Below are 17,494 nucleotides of genomic sequence, written 5' to 3' on the forward strand. Positions count from 1 at the left end.
TCCTCTCCCGATGGTCCTGCCCGGCAACACCCATAGGCCCGCGAGCCAGGCGACTCAGGTCGGGCAGCCGGCCCCGACATCACCCAATCAAGTTCAGTACGCAGGCAAAAGCTGAACCTATGAAAGCGCCCCACAGCCAGCCAGGGTCCGGTTGGATGGAGAGCTCGATGGCCGCCGACCCTCTGGGGGAATCGTGTTCAAGTTCGGCATCCGGAAAATTCACCTGGCCGACGGCACCATAGTCGAACCGCCTCCGAGCGGCATGACCGTATTCACGGGCCCGAATAACACCGGTAAGTCGGTGCTCTTGCGAGAGATCGTCAACTCGGTGCACAGCAACCAGGATCGACCGCGTTGGGTCACGAGCGTCGAGATAGAACGGGGCGGGACGGGCTCCGAGTTTGTTGCATGGCTCGCAAGTCGCGGGATTTCTAGCCGTTACAACTCCCGAACCAATCGCCATTTTCTGCCGAATCGCTACTCATCCGGCGAAGACTACGGAGTTCCCGTAGACGGCGCTATGGCAAATTGGGAAAATGGACACTTGGGGGAGGTTGCTCATTTCCTCTATGCAGACCAGTGGACAGAAACCAGGCTCGGAAATCAATCCGACTCAGAGCAGTGGGACTGGGACAGACCACCCAGTCACCCGAGTCAGATTCTTTGGGAATCCAGGGAAGAGCTGGACCGTTTCTCGAAAATGTTCGAGCAAGCTTTTGGCAAGCCGATCTCAATCAACCGCTACGTACCAAAAATTAGGCTTCAGCTCGGGCCAATCGACGTTCCGGAAACACCCCCTCCCCCCTCACGAGAGGTGATGGAGGCCTTCGCGAATCTTCCCTACGTGAACGAACAGGGTGACGGCGTTAGAGCCTTCACGAACCTCCTCCTAGCAGCGCTCGTGCGACCAGCTCCAATGATCGTGATCGACGAACCCGAGGCCTTCTTGCATCCGCCTCAGGTGCGCCTCTTGGCGCGCCACCTCACCCAATTCGCGCCTGCCGACTGCCAAGTTTTCGTCGCCACCCACAGTGCGGATTTCCTCAGCGGAGCACTAGAGGGAAGTGCAGCTACGAACACCTCGGGGCCTCGTGACCTGGCCCTGGTCCGGATCTCCCGCACAGAGACGACGCAGTCAGCTCAAACTCTCTCCGCCACGGCGGTGCGCGAGGTCTTGGACACCCCTCTTCTTCGCTACTCAAACGTCATCTCTGGCGTTTTCCATGACGGTGTGATCCTTTGCGAGGGAGAGGGTGACTGTCAATTCTACGCAGCCACCACGGACGTCGAACGAGGGGAAGACCCACACGACAACTTGGTATTTTTGCATGTCAATGGAAAGTCCCGACTGACTGACGCTGTGCACAAGCTGCGAACCTGTGGCGTTCCGACGGCTGCCGTAGCGGACCTCGATTTCCTCAACGAAACAGGCCTTATTAAGAAGGCGCTCACTCACCTGGGTGGGGAATGGGTCGAAATTGAGAAAGATGTGGCACTCGTGCAACGAGAAGCCTCTTCCACCTCGATCACAACTATTGCGCGCGAAATCAAAATTCAGATCAGCAACATCATCAAGGAGCCGAAAGGCAGCGAGGTGCTGACACGACAACAGGTTGAGCAGATCGGCGAGGTATTGAAGTCCGCCAACGGCTGGAAGGCCATCAAGAAGTCCGGCGTCCGAGCCTTCGAAGGTGATGCGTACAACGCGGCACTACGCCTCATCGCCTACTTCGGAGAACTTGGGTTGTTTCTCGTCCCGGTGGGCGAACTCGAGTCATGGGTACCCGCGGTACCGCGAAGCAAGAAGGCCATGTGGCTAACCCGCGTGTTCGCAGAAGGCCAGCACCTTCGACCGAGTACGGACCTCCGAGATTTCTCCGCGGCTATCCGCGGCTACCTCAAGTCGACGTAGCGGCTCAGTGTCCGGAGGTGTGCGGGCCTGTGGATAACCGACCCGCGCCCGGATGCCACAGCGCCCCGGGGCTCATAGGCTGATCGTGCTCGGGGTAGTTGCGGAGGTTGTGCCATGCCCCGAACCATCTGGTCAGGTGCCATCAGCTTTGGCCTGGTGACTTCTCTGAACTAGCGCATCTGCGGGTCTCGCGGGGGCACGTCGTGGCGGGGACGCCGAGCTCGGCGAGGAGACCAAGTACGCGCCGTTCGGTCTCGTCCGGATCGGCTGTACGGCATCGTTGCCGTGGCCGGGCTGGGAGTCTGGGTGCTGTCGAACAGGGCGATCAGACGCCGGTGGGCGTCGGGGCGGGGCGTGATCGGAGTTCATCCACGGTTTTGGCGGTGGTGGCGCGGTGGGTGCGTTCGATGGCCTGGCCCCAGTAGGTCCCGGCGATCATGAGCACGGCGCCGAGGGCGGCCCACACGGTGAGCCGCTCGCCGCCGAGGCTGATCCCTATCGCGACGGCCCAGATCGGTTCCGTGCCCAGCAGCAGGCTGGCCCGGCTGGCGGAGGTCCGTTGCACGGCCCAGGTCTGCGCAAGGAAGGCGAACACGCTGCAGAACAGGGCGAGGTAGACAAGCTGCGCCCACGTGATGGCACTGCTGTGCGTCAGGCCGGGCAGGTGAGTGAGCGCAGGCACCAGGAACAACGCCGATCCGACGACCATCTGCACGCTCGTCAGGCGGAGCGGGTCCATGCGGTGGCGGGCAGCGAGCCGTCCCGTGAGCGCGACGTGACCGGCCCGGACGACCGCGGCGGCGAGTACCAGGGCGTCGCCGAGCCGCAGCGCGTGCAGTCCGGAGCCGGCGGTGAGCAGCCCGACGGCCAGGACGCACAGGCCCGCTGCGAGGAAGAAGGTCCCGGGCAGCCTGCGGCTGCTCGCGGTCCGGTCCAGCGCGGGCGTCAGCACGATGGTCAGGCTGATGATCAGCCCGGCGTTCCCGGCGCTGGTGTGCGCGACCCCGTACGTCTCCAGCGCCAGAACGGCCGCCTGCGTGACCCCCAGCAACGACCCGGCGCGGACCTCGGCACGGGTCCAGCCGTCGCGTCTCCGGCGGCGGGAGGCGACCAGGGCTCCGCACGCGAGCGCGGAGATCGCGTACCGGGCGAACAGCACGACGGTCACCGGGAGCGCGCCGGTGGCGGTCTTGGCGGCCAGGTAGCTGGAACCCCAGACCAGCGCGACCAGGAACAGAACGGCGTCGATACGGCGTGAAACGGGCATGCCCCCACGCTGCACCACCAGCATGTTGAAGACCAGAACCAACTACTAAAACAAAGCTGTAGCAGCCCTACACTGAGCGTATGGACGAACGGCAGCTTCGGATCCTTCGGGAGCTCGGCGAACTCGGCAGTGTCAGCGCGGTCGCCGACGCGCTGCGCGTGACGCCTTCCGCGATCTCCCAGCAGCTGCGCCTCCTGCAGCGCTCGATCCCGGTCCCGCTCACCGAGCGCGCCGGCCGCCGGGTGGTGCTGACCGAGGCCGGGCAGGCCCTCGCCCGCGCCGCCATCGAGGTGGAGACGGCCCTGGCCCGGGCACGGCACACCATCACCGACTTCGCTGAGCAGCCCGACGGCGACGTCTCGCTGGCCGCGTTCCACAGCGCGGCCTCCGCGTTCTTCCCCCTACTACTGCGGGGACTCGCCGGGCCCGGCTGCCCTCGGCTGGCCCTCGCCGACGAAGACGTCGCCCAGGACCGCTTTCCCGCTCTCACCCGTGACTACGACCTCGTTCTCGCCCACCGTCTGGACCACGGCGCGCCCTGGCCGCGCACCGTCACCGCCGACACCCTGCTCCGGGAGCCGCTTGACGTCGCCCTGCCGACCGGGCACCCGCTGGCCGCCAAGAGGTTGCTCCTGCCACAGGACGTGGCCGACCAGCCCTGGATCACCGTCCACGACGGCTTCCCGCTCATGTCCACCATCGATGCCATCGCCAGCGTCGCGGGCCGCCGTCTCGACGTCTTCCACCGCGTCAACGACTTCGCCGTGGCCGCCGAGGTCGTCGCCGCCGGCGGAGGTCTGGCGCTGATGCCGCGCTGGACAGCCCGGGCACACCCGCACCTCGTCCTGCGGCCGTTGGGAGCAGTCCGCGCCCGACGGCACATCGACGTGCTCCACCGACCGGAACGAACCGCACGACGGGTCGTCAGAACTGTCCTCGCCGAGCTGCACCGCGCCGCCGCAGAGATCGAAGGCGAGGACTCCCGCGCGCCTCACTCAGGTGCCGGCCCCTCGGCAACCCAGTGAAACGAGATGTACGACGAACCCGCATACGTCGACGCCGCCGTCGAACGACTCACCAGCTTCTATGCGAACAACCTGTAAGGCATCCGAACCGGCCAACCTGTGCGGTCACAGCACTACTGCGTTGCGGATCGTCGAGTGAGATTGGCCGTGGATGTGCGTCCTGCCAGGTTGGAGTACGTGGGCATGCCGAGGTCGCTGGTGCGTTGACGAGTTTCCTCCGCGTCGAGCTGGGCGAGCTTGTCCTGGGCGCCGGCGAGGCTGACTTGGAGTCCCTCCATCTCACCTAGCCAACCCTCGCGTTCGGCTTCGAGGATGCGGGCCAGGAGGTTGTCGCGGATCTCGACCAGTCGGTCCCGCTGCTCGGGCTCGGGACGGAGCATGGAGCAGCGGACGCAGGCGTGTTCGTGGATGCATGCGGTGCCGAACGCGCGGGCGCAGATGCCGATGGAGAGTTTGCGTCGTTCGAAGTGGCCGAGGAAGGCATCCCACTCCTCGGATGTGGGGGTGCGGTATTCCTCGCTGGGGCGCAGAGAGCGGCGGCGGGCGATGAACGCGCGATGAGCCTCGATGGCTTCGGCCGGGTAGATCGCGTTGTATCCCATGGTGGTGTTGATGGCGGCGTGTCCGGCGATGACCTGGGCGATGTGCGGGGGGAGTCCGCTGCGGATGGCGTCGGTGATGAAGATGCGCCGGAAGTCGTGCGGGTCAAAGTCCAGGGGGCGGCCGTCGGCGTCGGTCAGGCCGGTGGCGTCGAGGACGTCGTTGAGGCACTTTCGGAGGAACTCGCCGTTCATGGCCGAGATCTCGCCGCTGCGGTCGTACTGGAACAGCAACGGCATAGGCGGATTCCACACGCGTTCGTTGTAGTCATAGGCGGCGACCTGAGGGACGACGCCCGTCCGCGGGTCCCGGACACGGGTGATGATGGTGCTCAGTACGTCGGCGAGTTCTGGGCTGACCAGCAGAACGCGCTCCTGGTCGGTCTTCGAGGGGGCGATCTGCAGCAGGGGCACAACCTCGCCCGTTGTGGGCAGCCGGTACTGGATCAGGCTGTGATGACTGGCCTCCAGCATCTCCTCGATCCGGGCTCCGGTGTGCTGCAGAAACTCAACCGTCGCCCATCCCCAGAAGGCCCGGCGCTCCCTCTGGGCCAGATCCTGGCGTCGCCCGCCGACGTCGTAGACCCAGGTGGAGTCTGGGCTCTTGGTGCGGGTGAAGGTCTCTGGTGCTCCCGCAGAGCCGCCCGGTACTCCAGCGCGTCACCGCGCACCCGCCTGTACTTCACCGCCGACCACCGGCCCGGCCCATCCGCTGTCGACACGAGCGAGGATCAGTGACTTACCCACTCACCACCCAGCAGCCCACGACCGCCCTCCCCGCTGTCTGGGAGTGCAGCCACGGCCCGGCCGACGACGAGCCGTACTGCGCCCACGACGAACTCCACCGCTGAGAGAGGACCACATGGACACCACCGCCACAGACCCGGCGCAGTCCGTCCGTAACGCTGCCGAAGCTGTCCGCGAGTTCAACCACCTCACCTTCCCCCACGCCGACCAGTCACCGGCCCTGCCGTACCCGGGCGACGCGTATGACGCCATCAGCGCGCTTAAGACGCTCGCCCAGAGGCTCCCGCAGGCCATCGAACAGATCGGAACCGCGCTGGACGTCCTCACCGCAGCCGGGCACCTCGGAGCCTCCGACGGAGAGGACCCCCAGCGACATGTCGCCAACGTGCAGGGATTCCTGATCACGGCTATGGAACAGGCCGGAGGGCTCGCCCAGTGCCTGGACCTCGCGCACAGCGCCGTCAGCTCTCTCACCTACAGCGGCCCCGATGACGGCCCGGAAGACGAAGCCTGCGGTGAGGGCATGTGCCAGTGCTCCTGCGTCAGTGTCCTGCACGCCTGCGGGTGCGACTGCCCCCGATGCCCCTAGTGCCAGCAGGACCCCGAGAACTGCGACTGCGACGACCAGTAGCTACGCCAAGGGCGACCCCCCATTCCGCCAAGAACCGGGGTCGCCCTTGTCCAGCCAGTCACCATCAAGGAACTGGAGACCTCCAGCATGACTCAACCCACCGACATCCCGCGAGCACTCGCCCTGCGGGAACCCCTCGCTTCCCGGACGCAGGGGGTGGCGGCGTGAGCAACCACCTGCGCACCGCCCTCCGGCTCGCGGCCCAGGGGCTGCCCGTGCTGCCGCTGCGCAAGGGCAAGGTGCCCTTCGCCAACTGCCCCGCGTGCCTGTACACCTCGTGCGGCGGGCGCCCGCACATGAAGACCCCCGGCCCCTGCACCTGCCCCGCCCCCTGCCACGGCTGGGCCGCCGCCACCACCGACACCAGCGTCATCATCTCGCCGGCATGGGCGAGCGCATGGCAGGGCGCCGCGGCGGTCGCCTACCACCCCGGCGGCGGCGGCCTGACGGTCGTCGACTGCGACAACGCCGACGCGATCGCGTGGGCCCGCGAGACCCTGCCCGCCACCCGGACCGTGCCCACCACCCGCGGTGAGCACTGGCTCTACCGCGGGACGATGCCGTCGGTCAACGGCGTGCGGCCCGGCGTGGACATCAAGTCCACGATGGCCTACGCCCGCTGGCTCGGGCCCGGCACCGGCACCATGGCCGCGCTGCCCGACGTCGTGCGCGCGCTCACCGCAGCCAAGCCCCCGGCCCCCGTACCCGTCAGCGTTCCCGCGCCGGTCGGGGGCGGGGAGTGCCGCCACCGCACCCCCGTCTACCTCGAACGCGGGATCGCCATGGCCGTACAGCGCATCACCGAGGCCACCAGCGCCGTGCACGCGACGGTGTACCGGACGTTCCTGGCCGTGCTCTCGACGCACGGCCGGTGCGGCTGCCTCACCGAGGATCACATCGCCCGCCTGTTCACCGCCGCTCAGGCCAAAGGCGAGACCACCGGCAAGGTCCTCTCCGACCGGCTCAGGCGCCTGCAGCCCACCCTCGCCGCCCGCGGCCTGATCGTCGACTGGGGACGCACCAAAACGGCCCGCTACATCGAACTCACCGAACCCGCGCCGGCACCCGGGCCGCAACAGGAGCCCGCGTTCTGAACGCTGGGGTCACCGCACAACCGCAAGAAGAGCACCCGTCCCGACGCGGCCCTGGGTGCTCCTCTTGCTGTTCGGTGCGCAGCACCGCCCCAAGGACGTGCCGCGAAGCGGCTCCTTCTTCGCGCCCTGAGCCGCACAACAACAGACACCACCCCCTCTCTTTTCCTAAGTAGGGGAACGCTGCGTCACCTGCGTCATCCTGCGTCACCCCCCGGTGACGCAGGTGACGCGGCGGTGACGCAGCCCCACCGTGCTCCGTCACCGATAACCGCAGGTCAGCGACCTGAATGACGCAGGTGACGCGGTGACGCAGAAATCCGAACCTCGGACAGGTGCCAGCCCAACCATGACCAGAACCTCGAAGGAGTCGACTGTGGCACGCCCCCAGATGCTCAAGCTCCCCGAAGTCCTCGCAGAGATCAAGATGAGCCGCGCCGCCTTCTACCGCATGCGCGCCCGCGGCAAGGCGCCCCGGATTCGCAAGCTCCCCAATGGCCAGGTCCGCGTCAGCCGCGCCGACCTCGACGCCTGGTGGGAGAGCTGCGAGGAAACCGCCATCTAAGGACACCACCCCTTCGAGCCCGCCCCACCTGGGGCGGGCTCTTTCGCTGCTCTGGAGAGCCATGCCCCTCACGTACGACGTCCGCATCTACAGCATCGAGACCCGCCGTGACCGCCCAAAGCCCTACCGCGTCCGGTGGCTTGTGGGCCCCCAGAAGCATTCCAAGAGCTACACGGTCAAAGCCCAGGCTGACGGCCGCCGTTCGGAGCTGATGGCCGCCCTACGCAAGGGCGAACAGTTCGACGTGGAGACGGGCCTCCCTGCCTCCGAACTCCGCGCGCTGAACGGCTCCGTGACCTGGTACGAGCACACACGCGCCTACATCGACCGCAGGTGGGACAAGCTTCCTGCCAAGTCGCGCCGCAACGATGCCGACGCACTGGCCACCATCACCCCCGCACTCGTGAAGACAACCGTCGGGCAGCCCTCGCCCCGCGTACTCCGCACGGCCCTGTACGGCTGGGCGTACAACAAGAGCCGCTGGTCGCAAGAGCACCCCATCGACGTCGCGGATGCGCTCCGCTGGCTGGAGAAGAACTCCCTGCCCGTGGCCGCTCTGGAAGACCCAGCCACGCTCCGCCTGGTTCTGGACGCCCTGTCGACACTGCTCAACGGCTCCTCCGCCGGCGCACGCACGGCGCGGCGCAAGAGGGCATGCCTCAGTGATGTCTTGGGGCTCGCAGTCGAACGGCGCTACTTCAGCGTTCCGGTCAACCCACTGTCCACCGTGAAGTGGTCGGCTCCGAAGTCGACCGAAGAGGTTGACCCGGCGAGCGTCGCCAACCCGCGGCAGGTGCGGGCTCTGCTTGAAGGCGTACGGGGGCAGGGCGAGCGAGGTGCCCACCTCGAAGCGTTTTTCGGCTGCCTGTACTACGCCGCAATGCGCCCCGCCGAAGCGGTTGGGCTGACCGCGTCCCAGTGCCACTTGCCGAAGAGCGGGTGGGGCAAGCTCACCCTTCGCGGCGGGATCGTCCACGCCGGCCGAGACTGGACGGACGACGGTCGGGCCCACCAAGACCGTCACCTCAAGGCACGAGCCCAGCGAGACTCGCGCGTGGTGCCCATCCCTCCCCACTTTGTCGCGATGCTCCGTTGGCACATCGAGCGCTACGGCACGGCCCCGGACGGCCGTCTGTTCCGCACGAACCGTGGCGGTGTGATTCAGGACACGGGATACGGCGAGGTGTGGGCAAGCGCCCGAGGCGACGCGCTGACGCCGGAGCAGGAGGCATCGCCGCTCGCCCGGCGACCGTACGACCTCCGATGCGCCGGGGTCTCGTTCTGGCTCTACAGCGGAGTCGATCCGATGGAAGTGGCGCGTCGGGCCGGACACTCCGTCGCCGTGCTGCTGCGCGTCTACGCGAAGGTCCTGGCGCAAGCCCAGGAACGGGCGAACCTCCAGATTGAGGCTGGCCTGCGGGAATAGGACGGGACTGGCCTCTCCCCCGGGGGACGCCTGGGGGACACGCGCTGATCAGGGGTGGGATTCACCCGGGAACAGGTGAGACAAGCCGCGCATTTCGACTCTAGTTCGAATGATGCTGTTCGAATATGAAAAACCCCCTCCATTCTGCGTTTCCGCAGTTCGGAGGGGGTCTTTCTCAGCGTGGCGGCGCCAGGATTCGAACCTGGGAAGGCTGAGCCGGCAGATTTACAGTCTGCTCCCTTTGGCCGCTCGGGCACACCGCCGGGTTTGCTGCCGTTCGAACCGCTTTTCGGCGGCGCTCCCTGGCAACGACGTAAACAATACCCGATGCCAGGGGGTGCTTCGCCACCCGATTGATCTGCGCCCGGAGGACCACGGGTGGCTAGGCTTGTCCGGATGCGGCCCGGGACCACGCCGGGCTCGGCGCCCGCCCCCACGTACGCCGATACGCCCCGTACGCACCCCCATTACGCACCGATACAAGGAGCCACAGGACATGGCCGACTCCAGTTTCGACATCGTCTCGAAGGTCGAGCGGCAGGAGGTCGACAACGCCCTCAACCAGGCCGCCAAGGAGATCTCGCAGCGCTACGACTTCAAGGGCGTGGGTGCCTCGATCTCGTGGTCCGGTGACAAGATCCTCATGGAGGCGAACAGCGAGGACCGGGTCAAGGCCGTCCTCGACGTCTTCCAGTCCAAGCTGATCAAGCGCGGGATCTCACTGAAGGCGCTGGACGCGGGCGAGCCCCAGCTCTCGGGCAAGGAGTACAAGATCTTCGCGTCGATCGAGGAGGGCATCTCCCAGGAGAACGCGAAGAAGGTGGCGAAGATCATCCGCGACGAGGGCCCCAAGGGCATCAAGGCGCAGGTCCAGGGCGACGAGCTGCGCGTCAGTTCGAAGAGTCGTGACGACCTGCAGGCCGTGATCGCGCTCCTGAAGGGCAAGGACTTCGACTTCGCGCTGCAGTTCGTGAACTACCGGTGAGCCACTGGTTCAGCGCTGCCGGCTGACGGTCGCCGGTCGGCCGTCGTCGGCTGCCAGTCCACGAGGAAGGGTGGGCACCTGGCGGGCGCCCACCCTTCTCGCCTGCTGGCTGCGGTCCAGGGCGTGGGGGGTCGTGCTCAGTTGCGCGAGTTGCCGAACAGGATGCGGTAGGCGATCAGCAGGACGAGCGAGCCGCCTATCGCCGCAGCCCATGTCGCGCCGTCGTAGAAGCTCTTGGTGATCGGATGGTCCAGCCAGCGGGCCGAGATCCAGCCGCCGATGAAAGCACCCGCGACGCCGATGAGAGTCGTGCCGATGAAGCCGCCCGGGTCGCGGCCCGGCAGCAGGAACTTGGCGATGGCTCCGGCCAACAGCCCCAGGATGATCCAGCTGATGATGGTCATGCCGTGAACCTGCCCTTCCGCACTGTGCCTGCACTTTCCGGACAGTGAGATTTCGGTCAAGATCCGCTGTGCGCCACGTGCTTGTTGCTGCTCTGTTGTCTTGCTTGTTCCTGCTCTGTTGATGAGCAGGACGTCGCAGAGGCACTCGCCGGTTGCAGTGATCAGTAGGGTGCGGGACATGACATCGACCGGTTCTGCTTCCGAGCTGCGACGCACGCTGGGCGTGGGCGACGCCGTCGTCATCGGACTCGGCTCGATGGTGGGGGCGGGGATCTTCGCCGCCCTGGGACCCGCGGCGCGTGCGGCCGAGTCCGGGCTGCTGCTCGGCCTCGCCGTCGCCGCCGTCGTCGCCTACTGCAACGCCATGGCATCGGCGCGGCTGGCCGCTATGTATCCGGCCTCGGGCGGCACGTATGTGTACGGGCGCGAGCGGCTCGGGCCGTTCTGGGGTTATCTCGCGGGCTGGTCGTTCGTCGTCGGGAAAACCGCCTCCTGCGCGGCGATGGCACTCACTGTGGGGGCGTACGTCTGGCCGGGGCAGGCACACGCCGTGGCGGTTGCGGCCGTGGTGGCGCTGACCGCAGTGAACTACGGCGGTGTCCAGAAGTCCGCCTGGGTCACCCGGGTGATCGTGGCGGTGGTGTTGGCTGTCCTCGCTTCCGTCGTGGTCGTGTGCCTGGGATCCGGGGCGTCCGACGCCGGGCGTCTGGGCGTCGGCACCTCGGGTGGTGTGGGCGGGGTGCTGCAGGCGGCCGGGTTGCTGTTCTTCGCGTTCGCCGGGTATGCACGCATCGCGACCCTCGGCGAGGAGGTACGGGATCCGGCGCGCACCATCCCGCGTGCGATCCCCTTGGCTCTGGGAATCGCGCTGGCCGTTTACGTCTGTGTGGCGGTGGCTGTCCTTTCCGTGCTGGGGGCGGGGGGTCTCGGGCGTGCGGGTGCTCCGCTGGCCGACGCGGTGCGGGCGGCCGGGGTGCCGGGGTTGGTTCCGGTGGTGCGGGTGGGAGCCGCCGTGGCCGCGCTGGGTTCGCTGCTCGCCCTGATCCTGGGCGTCTCGCGGACGACGCTGGCCATGGCCCGCGACCGGCACCTTCCCGGCGCGCTGTCGGCCGTGCATCCGCGCTTCCAGGTGCCGCACCGGGCCGAACTGGCCGTGGGTGCCGTGGTCGCCACCCTGGCCGCCACGGTGGACGTACGGGGTGCGATCGGTTTCTCCTCCTTCGGTGTGCTGGCGTACTACGCCGTGGCCAACGCCTCAGCCTGGACGCTCAGTTCGGCGCCGACCGCCCGTGCGCTGCCCGCGGTGGGTCTTCTCGGGTGCGTGGTGCTGGCGTTTTCCCTGCCGGCGGTTTCGGTGGTCGTGGGCGCGGGAGTGTTGGCGGTGGGTGTGGGCGCGTATGGCGTACGGCGATGGGTGGGCGGGCGCTAGCGGGGTGGGCCGAACACCAGTCGGGGCAGTCGGGCAACTGGTCAAGGCTTCCTATCAGGGTGGACATGGCGGTCCGGTGACCAGAGCAGGACGAGTACGTTCTTCCGGCTGTCGCGCCATGGGATCTCCGGAGCCGCCGTACTAGAGGGTCCGCTACGACGTCGTACGTATGGTGTCGCGGCTGCTAGGACGCTCGTGCTGCCGTGGTGCGTATGCGGAAGTCGGTCCAAGGGGCCATCTCTAGCTCCTCGTTCGTCTCCTCGTACCAGCCCGTGCCGTCTATCCAGGACCTCAGCCAGGTCGTGAGGCTGGGGGCGTCGATGTACCAGGCGTCGTCGGCGCGGTCGGCGTTCGGCTCGAAGAGGAGGACTGGGGCTTGCGGGGTGCGGCAGTCCACGCACGCGTACATCGCGCAGCCCCAGTGGGATATGGGCAGGACTCCTTCGGGCCAGGGCCAGTCGGGGTCCTTGCGGGCGCTCTCGCGATTGGCGAGGTACTGCACTACGGCGGCGGGCTCGCCGGCGGGCGGGCTGTCGAGGAGGGGCAACAGGCCGTATTCCGGGCCGAATCCGCCGTCTCCTATGCGGAGATAGAGGTCGGCGAGCAGGGAAGGCAGGGGGAAGCCCAAGGTGGTCTCGGCGCGGGCCAGTGTGGACGCGTCGGCGGGCTCCGGAAGTGAAGGCCAGCCCCAGGGGCGGGTGTTGTGTGCCTTGGCCGACACCCGTGCCAGCAACTGCTCGTTCTCGGTCATGGGTTCATGATGCAAGGCGCCACTGACAATCGGGCCGGCCTGTGGACAACCTTCGCGCTGTGGAAAACCCGGTCGCTCGGCTGGGGGCGGGCAGGCTGCCCGGCCCTCGTCCCGCTCGGTCAGCGCGTTGCGAACGGCTGGTCCGTCCGCACGATTTCGCGGCCGAGCGGCAGCAGCGAGACCGGGATCAGCTTGAAGTTGGCGATGCCGAACGGGATGCCGATGATCGTGATGCACAGGGCGATGCCGGTGACGATGTGCGTGAGCGCGAGCCACCAGCCCGCGAGGACCAGCCACAGCACGTTGCCGACGCAGGAGGGCGCACCGGCGTCGCGGCGCTCGACTGTCGTGTACCCGAAGGGCCACAGGGCGTAGACACCGATGCGGAACGCCGCGATGCCGAACGGGATGCCGATGATCGTGATGCAGAGAAGGATGCCCGCGGCCAGGTAGCCGAGGAACAGCCAGAAGCCGCTCAGGACGAGCCAGATGACGTTCAGGATGGTTTTCACTGGGGGCGACCTGCCATCTTCTCGAGCCGGGCGATGCGCTCCGCCATCGGCGGGTGTGTCGAGAACATCTTGGAGAGTCCCTGACCCGGGCGGAAGGGGTTCGCGATCATCATATGGCTCGCGGTCTCGATGCGCGGCTCGGGCGGCAACGGCAACTGCTTGGTGCCCGCTTCGAGCTTGCGCAGCGCGCTGGCGAGCGCGAGGGGATCGCCGGTCAACTGGGCGCCGGAGGCGTCGGCTTCGTATTCCCTGGAGCGGCTGATGGCCAGCTGGATGAGGGAGGCCGCGAGCGGCCCCAGGATCATGATCATCAGCATGCCGAGGATGCCCGGGCCGTCCTCGTCGTTGGAGCGGCCGACCGGGATCAGCCAGGCGAAGTTGACCAGGAACATGATCACGGAGGCCAGGGCGCCGGCGACCGACGAGATGAGGATGTCGCGGTTGTAGACGTGACTGAGCTCGTGGCCGATGACGCCCCGCAGTTCGCGCTCGTCCAGGATGCGCAGGATGCCCTCCGTACAGCACACGGCGGCGTTGCGCGGGTTGCGGCCCGTCGCGAAGGCGTTCGGCGCCTCCGTCGGGGAGATGTACAGGCGTGGCATGGGCTGTCGGGCCTGGGTGGAGAGGTCGCGGACCATGCGGTAGAGGGCGGGGGCCTCGAACTCGCTGACGGGGCGTGCGCGCATCGCGCGTAGCGCCAGCTTGTCGCTGTTCCAGTACGCGTACGCGTTCGTGCCCAGTGCGATCACAACCGCGACGACGAGCCCCATGCGGCCGAAGAAGCTGCCGATGACGATGATGAGGGCGGACAGTCCTCCGAGGAGAACTGCGGTCCTTAGCCCGTTGTGCCGGCGGTGCACGGTACGCCCTCCAAGTCGTGCAGCAGGGGAACCCTTTGCTTGCTGATCTCCGGTGCCACTGGTGCCGTGGTGTCACGTCCAGTGGACCCTCCCGTACTGGTCAACGCCAGGCGAGGGCCACTAGTTCCCTTGTGCGTACGGCGGCCTGCATGGGCCGTCCGGGTGAGGACGCCCCTGGGCGGCCGACGTCGGCTCAGAAGAGGGCTGTGCCGGCGAAGCGCAGGACCAGCTGGGGTGCTCCGGAGAGGGCGATGCCGAGGACGCCGGTGAGGGTGATCGCCGCGGTGAGAGGCGCGGGGAGGCGGTGCTTGACGGGCTCGCCCTCGGGGGCGCGGAACAGCAGTGCCGTCCATTGGAGGTAGTAGAACAGGGCGATGACGACGTTGACGGCCATGACCACGGCCAGCCAGCCGAGTCCCGCTTCGACTGCCGCCGAGAACACGGTGACCTTGGCGAACAGGCCGATGATGCCCGGGGGCAGTCCGGCCAGGCAGAGCAGGAAGAAGGCCAGCAGCAGGGCGGCGATCGGATTGCTCGCGTAGAGGCCGCGGTAGTCCGTGAGGCGGTTCGCGGACCTGGTTCGGCCCACCAGTGCGGCCATCGCGAAGGCTCCGAGGTTCACGGCGGCGTACATGAGGGCGTAGGCGACTGTGGAGCCGATCGAGTGCTCGGCGTTGTCGGAGTAGGCGGCCGCGGCGATCGGTACGAGGAGGTAGCCGGCCTGGCCGACCGACGACCAGGCGAGCAGCCGTACGGCGCTGTACGCGCGTGTGGCTTGCTGGCGCAGGGCGCCGACGTTGCCGACCGTCATGGTGAGCGCGGCCAGCACCGCGAGCGCGGGGCCCCAGACGTCGGCGTACGACGGGAACGCGACCACGGTGACGAGGATCAGGCCGGAGAAGCCGACCGCCTTGCCGACGACCGACAGATAGGCGGCGATGGGTAGGGGCGCCCCTACATAGGTGTCGGGGACCCAGAAGTGGAAGGGCACGGCGGCGGTCTTGAAGGCGAAGCCGACGAGGGTGAGGACGACGCCGGTCTGGGCGAGCGTGTGGAGCTGTCCGTCGACGTGCTGGATCCGGTCGGCGACCTGGGTGAGGTAGAGGGTGCCGGTGGTGGCGTACACGAAGCTGATGCCCAAGAGGCTGACGGCGGTCGCGGTGACCGACGACAGGAAGAACTTCAGGGCTGCTTCGGAGGACTTCTTGTCGCCGTGCCGGATGCCGACGAGGGCGAAGGCGGGCAGGGAGGCGACCTCCAGGGCGACGATGAGGGTGGCGAGGTCGCGGGAGGCGGGCAGGAGAGCGGCGCCGGCCGCGGAGGAGAGCAGCAGGAACCAGTACTCCCCTTCGGGGAGTTGTCTGTCGGCGTCTTTCAGTGCTGTCACCGACAGGAGGGCGGCGAGGAGGGCTCCGCCGAGGACCAGGAACTGGATGACGAGCGTGAAGCGGTCCGCGGTGTAACTGCACGCGTGTGTGTCGTTCACGCAGAAGGTGCTGCGGTCGCCGTCCAGGAGGGGCAGCAACAGGAGCGCGGAGGCGGCGAGGCCGGCGACCGAGACCCAGCCGAGGAGTGCCTTCTTGGCGTCGGCGACGAACAGGTCGGCGACAAGGACGACAAGTCCGACGACCGCCGTGAGGGTGGGTGGCGCGATGGCGAGCCAGTCGACGGACTGGACGAGACTCGCGGCCAGTGGCTGGGCCAGGGAGCTCATCGGGTGCCTCCTGAGAGGAGCTGCTGCACGGCCGGGTCGGTCAGGCCGAGGAGGGCCTTGGGCCACAGGCCGGCGGCGACGGTGAGGGCGACGAGCGGGGTCCAGGCCGCGAACTCGTACGTGTGGACGTCGGCGAGCTGCGGCGCTTCCTGCGGTACGGCGCCCATGCAGACGCGGCGGACCACGACCAGCATGTACGCGGCCGTGAGGAGGGTGCCGAAGGCCGCGATCGCCATGAAGGTGAGGAAGGCCGGGCGGCTGAGGTCGCCGGCGGGCTTGAACGCGCCGAACAGGGCCAGCATCTCGCCCCAGAAACCGGCCAGGCCCGGTAGACCGAGCGACGCGACCGCGCCGAAGGCGAGCAGGCCGCCGAGGCGGGGGGCCTTGCCGTAGAGCGCAGCACCGGTCTCCTCGGCGAGGGTGTCGAGGTCGGTGGTGCCAGTGCGGTCCTTCAGCGCGCCCACCAGGAAGAAGAGGAGGCCGGTGATGAGGCCGTGGGCGATGTTGGCGAACAGGGCGCCGTTCACGCCGGTAGGGGTCATGGTCGCGATGCCGAGGAGGACGAATCCCATGTGGCCGACGGAGGAGTAGGCGATGAGGCGCTTGAGGTCGCCCTTCGCGCCCTGCTTGGCGAGGGCCAGGCAGGCGAGGGATCCGTAGATGATCCCGACGACGGCGAAGGCGGCGAGGTAGGGCGCGAAGGTGTGGAATCCGTTCGGCGCGATCGGGAGGAGGATCCGGACGAACCCGTACGTACCCATCTTCAGCAGGACACCGGCCAGCAGGACCGAGCCGACGGTCGGGGCGGCGGTGTGGGCGTCCGGCAGCCAGCTGTGCAGCGGCCACATCGGCGTCTTGACCGCGAGCCCGATTCCGATCGCCAGAACGGCGATGACCTGCACGGATGTGGTCAGCGACCGGCCGTTGTCAGTGGCGAGTGCCACCATGTCGAATGTGCCGGCCTTGATCCCGATCAGGAGCAGGCCGAGCAGCATGACGACCGAACCGAGCAGTGTGTAGAGGATGAACCGCCAGGCGGCCTGGGTCCGGCCCTCGCCGCCCCAGCGGGCGATGAGGAAGTACATCGGGATGAGCACCATCTCGAACGCGAGGAAGAACAGCAGCAGATCGAGGACGGCGAAGCTCGCGAGGGTGCCGGACTCAAGGACGAGCAGCAGTGCGACGAAGGCCTTCGGGGTCGGGCCCGCTGGCATTTTGAAGTACGAGTAGAGCGCGCACAGGAAGGTCAGCAGCGCCGTCAGGACCAGAAGGGGGAGGGAAATGCCGTCGGTGCCGAGGTGGATCCGCACGTCGAGTGCGGGGATCCAGCTGATGTCCGTCGTGGCCTGCATCTTCGACGGGTGGTCGTGGTCGAAGCCGAGCGCGAGGACGATGGCGGCGATGAGGACCGCGCCGGTCACGGTCACGCCGTGGCGCAGCACGGCCTGCTCGGGTGACTTCCCCTTCAGTCCGGGCGGGGCGGGCAGGAGAGCGGCGACCGCCCCGAGGAGCGGGCCGACGACGACGAATGCCAGAAGGAACTGCATCACGGACTCGTTGATATCGATCACGCCTG

Annotated in this window: 16 protein-coding genes and 1 tRNA gene; 8 read left to right on the forward strand and 9 right to left on the reverse strand. The window is 67.7% G+C overall.

Annotated features, from left to right (window positions below):
- The first annotated feature begins 193 nt into the window (after positions 1 to 193).
- Positions 194 to 1,912 carry an AAA family ATPase gene (locus tag IH68_RS54135; RefSeq protein ID WP_078912803.1) on the forward strand — a complete coding sequence of 573 codons (1,719 nt, stop codon included), beginning with the start codon at positions 194 to 196 and terminating at the stop codon, positions 1,910 to 1,912.
- A gap of 325 nt (positions 1,913 to 2,237) precedes the next feature.
- Here IH68_RS54135 and IH68_RS0138500 read toward each other — a convergent pair whose 3' ends face one another.
- On the reverse strand, positions 2,238 to 3,179 hold the full coding sequence (locus IH68_RS0138500) for a DMT family transporter (protein WP_030945147.1): 942 nt from the start codon (positions 3,177 to 3,179) through the stop codon (positions 2,238 to 2,240).
- 80 nt (positions 3,180 to 3,259) lie between these two features.
- Between IH68_RS0138500 and IH68_RS0138505 the strand changes: the two genes are divergently transcribed.
- Positions 3,260 to 4,204, forward strand: a complete 945-nt coding sequence (locus IH68_RS0138505; protein ID WP_030945151.1) for a LysR family transcriptional regulator — start codon at positions 3,260 to 3,262, stop codon at positions 4,202 to 4,204.
- Positions 4,205 to 4,317: 113 nt separating this feature from the next.
- Here the strand turns inward: IH68_RS0138505 and IH68_RS0138510 are convergent, their stop codons facing one another.
- Positions 4,318 to 5,358, reverse strand: coding sequence for a site-specific integrase (locus tag IH68_RS0138510; RefSeq protein WP_078912804.1), 1,041 nt, complete (start codon positions 5,356 to 5,358; stop codon positions 4,318 to 4,320).
- 307 nt (positions 5,359 to 5,665) lie between these two features.
- Between IH68_RS0138510 and IH68_RS0138520 the strand changes: the two genes are divergently transcribed.
- The 4 genes from IH68_RS0138520 (at position 5,666) to IH68_RS0138535 (ending at position 9,263) form a co-directional block, all read left to right on the forward strand.
- Positions 5,666 to 6,139, forward strand: a complete 474-nt coding sequence (locus tag IH68_RS0138520; RefSeq protein ID WP_030945164.1) for a hypothetical protein — start codon at positions 5,666 to 5,668, stop codon at positions 6,137 to 6,139.
- Positions 6,140 to 6,345: 206 nt separating this feature from the next.
- Positions 6,346 to 7,275, forward strand: a complete 930-nt coding sequence (locus IH68_RS0138525) for a bifunctional DNA primase/polymerase (protein ID WP_078912805.1) — start codon at positions 6,346 to 6,348, stop codon at positions 7,273 to 7,275.
- A 373-nt stretch (positions 7,276 to 7,648) separates the two neighbouring features.
- Positions 7,649 to 7,837: a helix-turn-helix transcriptional regulator gene (locus IH68_RS0138530; protein WP_030945168.1), complete on the forward strand. Its 189-nt coding sequence runs from the start codon at positions 7,649 to 7,651 to the stop codon at positions 7,835 to 7,837.
- Between the two features lie 61 nt (positions 7,838 to 7,898).
- A complete protein-coding gene (locus IH68_RS0138535) occupies positions 7,899 to 9,263 on the forward strand; it encodes a tyrosine-type recombinase/integrase (protein WP_030945170.1) in 1,365 nt (454 codons plus the stop codon).
- A gap of 181 nt (positions 9,264 to 9,444) precedes the next feature.
- Here the strand turns inward: IH68_RS0138535 and IH68_RS0138540 are convergent.
- Positions 9,445 to 9,526 (reverse strand) — tRNA-Tyr (locus IH68_RS0138540).
- A 233-nt stretch (positions 9,527 to 9,759) separates the two neighbouring features.
- On the opposite strand from IH68_RS0138540, the gene IH68_RS0138545 reads away from it, so the two are divergent.
- Positions 9,760 to 10,248 (forward strand): YajQ family cyclic di-GMP-binding protein, encoded by a 489-nt coding sequence (locus tag IH68_RS0138545; protein ID WP_030945172.1) that lies wholly within the window; start codon positions 9,760 to 9,762, stop codon positions 10,246 to 10,248.
- 137 nt (positions 10,249 to 10,385) lie between these two features.
- Here the strand turns inward: IH68_RS0138545 and IH68_RS0138550 are convergent, their stop codons facing one another.
- Entirely contained in the window at positions 10,386 to 10,652 is a 267-nt protein-coding gene (locus tag IH68_RS0138550) for a GlsB/YeaQ/YmgE family stress response membrane protein (protein ID WP_030945174.1), read from the reverse strand.
- A gap of 178 nt (positions 10,653 to 10,830) precedes the next feature.
- Between IH68_RS0138550 and IH68_RS0138555 the strand changes: the two genes are divergently transcribed.
- Positions 10,831 to 12,081, forward strand: coding sequence for an APC family permease (locus IH68_RS0138555; RefSeq protein ID WP_030945175.1), 1,251 nt, complete (start codon positions 10,831 to 10,833; stop codon positions 12,079 to 12,081).
- Positions 12,082 to 12,265: 184 nt separating this feature from the next.
- Here IH68_RS0138555 and IH68_RS0138560 read toward each other — a convergent pair whose 3' ends face one another.
- From IH68_RS0138560 to IH68_RS0138580, 5 genes are all read right to left on the reverse strand, one after another.
- Positions 12,266 to 12,832 carry an SMI1/KNR4 family protein gene (locus tag IH68_RS0138560; RefSeq protein WP_030945178.1) on the reverse strand — a complete coding sequence of 189 codons (567 nt, stop codon included), beginning with the start codon at positions 12,830 to 12,832 and terminating at the stop codon, positions 12,266 to 12,268.
- A 119-nt stretch (positions 12,833 to 12,951) separates the two neighbouring features.
- The gene (locus IH68_RS0138565) at positions 12,952 to 13,344 is read right to left on the reverse strand and encodes a YccF domain-containing protein (protein WP_030945181.1); all 393 of its coding nucleotides are present in this window, start codon (positions 13,342 to 13,344) and stop codon (positions 12,952 to 12,954) included.
- Positions 13,341 to 14,204 carry a zinc metalloprotease HtpX gene (htpX, locus tag IH68_RS0138570; protein WP_030945183.1) on the reverse strand — a complete coding sequence of 288 codons (864 nt, stop codon included), beginning with the start codon at positions 14,202 to 14,204 and terminating at the stop codon, positions 13,341 to 13,343. The genes IH68_RS0138565 and htpX overlap by 4 nt, the downstream gene beginning before the upstream one ends.
- 193 nt (positions 14,205 to 14,397) lie before the next feature.
- The gene (locus IH68_RS0138575) at positions 14,398 to 15,918 is read right to left on the reverse strand and encodes an NADH-quinone oxidoreductase subunit N (protein WP_030945186.1); all 1,521 of its coding nucleotides are present in this window, start codon (positions 15,916 to 15,918) and stop codon (positions 14,398 to 14,400) included.
- The gene (locus tag IH68_RS0138580) at positions 15,915 to 17,489 is read right to left on the reverse strand and encodes an NADH-quinone oxidoreductase subunit M (protein WP_030945188.1); all 1,575 of its coding nucleotides are present in this window, start codon (positions 17,487 to 17,489) and stop codon (positions 15,915 to 15,917) included. Before IH68_RS0138580 ends, IH68_RS0138575 begins: the two co-directional genes overlap by 4 nt.
- Positions 17,490 to 17,494: the final 5 nt, after the last annotated feature.

Origin of the sequence: Streptomyces sp. NRRL S-646 (assembly GCF_000720765.1) — a bacterium.
Taxonomy (GTDB): Bacteria; Actinomycetota; Actinomycetes; order Streptomycetales; family Streptomycetaceae; genus Streptomyces.